This is a genomic window from Ruegeria sp. AF2, from assembly GCF_056542025.1.
Genome location: NZ_JBQFZC010000016.1, coordinates 1 through 2,500 on the forward strand (window position 1 = coordinate 1; position 2,500 = coordinate 2,500).

Annotated in this window: 1 tRNA gene and 2 rRNA genes (1 of these 3 cut by a window edge); all 3 read right to left on the reverse strand. The window is 54.2% G+C overall.

What is annotated here, in order from left to right:
- Positions 1-51: 51 nt before the first annotated feature.
- A tRNA-Met gene (locus tag ACR0NM_RS20740) sits at positions 52-128 on the reverse strand.
- A gap of 122 nt (positions 129-250) precedes the next feature.
- Positions 251-365 (reverse strand): 5S ribosomal RNA (gene rrf, locus ACR0NM_RS20745).
- A 190-nt stretch (positions 366-555) separates the two neighbouring features.
- A 23S ribosomal RNA gene (locus tag ACR0NM_RS20750) occupies positions 556-2,500 on the reverse strand (it continues 882 nt past the right edge of the window).

The window sequence follows — 2,500 nt, forward strand, 5'->3', positions numbered from 1 at the left end:
TCCGGGTGATCAATTGTAGTCTGCACGGGCTGTGTTTGGATTTTCTAAAGTTGGTTGCGGGAGCAGGATTTGAACCTGCGACCTTCAGGTTATGAGCCTGACGAGCTACCGGGCTGCTCCATCCCGCGACACTTTAAGTGACCTATCGCTTACGCTACTTGAGGTCTTGTGTTGGTCTATCGCCTATTCGGCTACTTGAGACCGGGTAGTGTTCTTTTCATCGTGTTAGAGAGATGTGGGCTTTTTCTAGGTTTGGCGGTGACCTACTCTCCCGGGGCTTAAGCCCAAGTACCATTGGCGCGGCAGTGCTTAACTTCCGGGTTCGGGATGGGACCGGGTGTTTCACTTGCGCTATGACCACCAAACCGAGGAAAAGCCCATGTCGACTTTCTTGCTTTGCAAGAAAGCGACGAGGTGGCAGGCAGCGTCTTTTGCTTGCAAAAGGCGCGTTGCCACTCGGTTATAGTATCAACCAACATCGCGGCTTGGCGCTGCGACGTTATCCAACTCAAGGTCAGTGTATGCTTTTGGTGATTTGTCTTTCCATTACTGGATCAAATCAAGCCTATCGGGCGATTAGTACCGGTCAACTGAACGCATTACTGCGCTTACATCTCCGGCCTATTGACGTGGTGGTCTTCCACGGCCCTCAGGGAGACCTTGTTTTGAGGGGGGCTTCCCGCTTAGATGCCTTCAGCGGTTATCCTGTCCGATCATAGCTACCCAGCACTGCCGTTGGCACGACAACTGGTCCACCAGTGGATCGTTCACCCCGGTCCTCTCGTACTAGGGGCAACTCCTCTCAAGTCTCCTACACCCACGGCAGATAGGGACCGAACTGTCTCACGACGTTCTAAACCCAGCTCACGTACCTCTTTAAACGGCGAACAGCCGTACCCTTGGGACCTGCTCCAGCCCCAGGATGAGATGAGCCGACATCGAGGTGCCAAACACTGCCGTCGATATGGACTCTTGGGCAGTATCAGCCTGTTATCCCCGGCGTACCTTTTATCCGTTGAGCGATGGCCCTTCCACTCGGGACCACCGGATCACTATGGCCGTCTTTCGACTCTGCTCGACTTGTCAGTCTTGCAGTCAGGCTGGCTTCTGCCATTGCACTCAACGAGCGATTTCCGACCGCTCTGAGCCAACCTTCGCGCGCCTCCGTTACGCTTTAGGAGGCGACCGCCCCAGTCAAACTACCCGCCACGCAGGGTCCCGGATCCGGATAACGGACCGCGGTTAGACATCAAGAGTGCGAAGGGTGGTATCTCAAGGGAGGCTCCACGGATACTTGCGTTTCCGCTTCAAAGCCTACCACCTATCCTGCACATCACAATCCTGATGCCAGTGCGAAGCTGTAGTAAAGGTGCACGGGGTCTTTCCGTCTAACCGCGGGAAGCCTGCATCTTGACAGGCAATTCAATTTCGCTGAGTCGATGTTGGAGACAGCGGGGAAGTCGTTACGCCATTCGTGCAGGTCGGAACTTACCCGACAAGGAATTTCGCTACCTTAGGACCGTTATAGTTACGGCCGCCGTTTACCTGGGCTTCAATTCAAGGCTCTCACCTCTCCTTTTAACCTTCAGGCACCGGGCAGGCGTCAGACCCTATACGTCGTCTTGCGACTTCGCAGAGCCCTGTGTTTTTAATAAACAGTCGCCACCCCCTGGTTTGTGCCCCCAGCCCCTAGTTGCCTAGGAACCGGGCCTCCTTCTCGCGAACTTACGGAGGTATTTTGCCGAGTTCCTTCAACATCGTTCTCTCAAGCGCCTTGGTATGCTCTACCAGTCCACCTGTGTCGGTTTAGGGTACGGTCTGATGGAGGGCTATTTCCAGGAACCACTCAGCAGCCCAATCAATCCGATAAGATTGAACTACACCTGTGATCCGTCACATCCTCCTGGCCTAGGAATATTAACCTAGTTCCCATCGCCTACGCCTTTCGGCCTCGGCTTAGGGGCCGGCTTACCCTGCTCAGATTAGCTTTAAGCAGGAACCCTTGGACTTTCGGCGAGAGTGTCTCTCACACTCTTTGTCGCTACTCATGTCATCATTCTCACTAGTGATCTCTCCACGGGATCGCTCACGCGCCCGCTTCATCGAAAGCCTCTCTCCTCCAATCTGCCCGAAGGCATGAAGGAGGAATGAGACTATGTCACACTACGCTCTGCTACCGATGCTTACGCATCCCTAGACTTCGGCTCATGGCTTGAGCCCCGTTACATCTTCGCCGCAGGACAACTTATTTAGACCAGTGAGCTGTTACGCTATCTTTAAAGGATGGCTGCTTCTAAGCCAACCTCCTGGTTGTTTTGGTCGTCCCACCTGCTTTCCCACTTAGCCATGAATTGGGGGCCTTAGTCGTAGGTCAGGGTTGTTTCCCTCTCCACTACGGACGTTAGCATCCGCAGTGTGTCTGCCATCTAGTACTCCCGGGTATTCGGAGTTTGGTTAGGATCAGTAAGCCTGTGGGGCCCCATTACCCATCCAGTGCTCT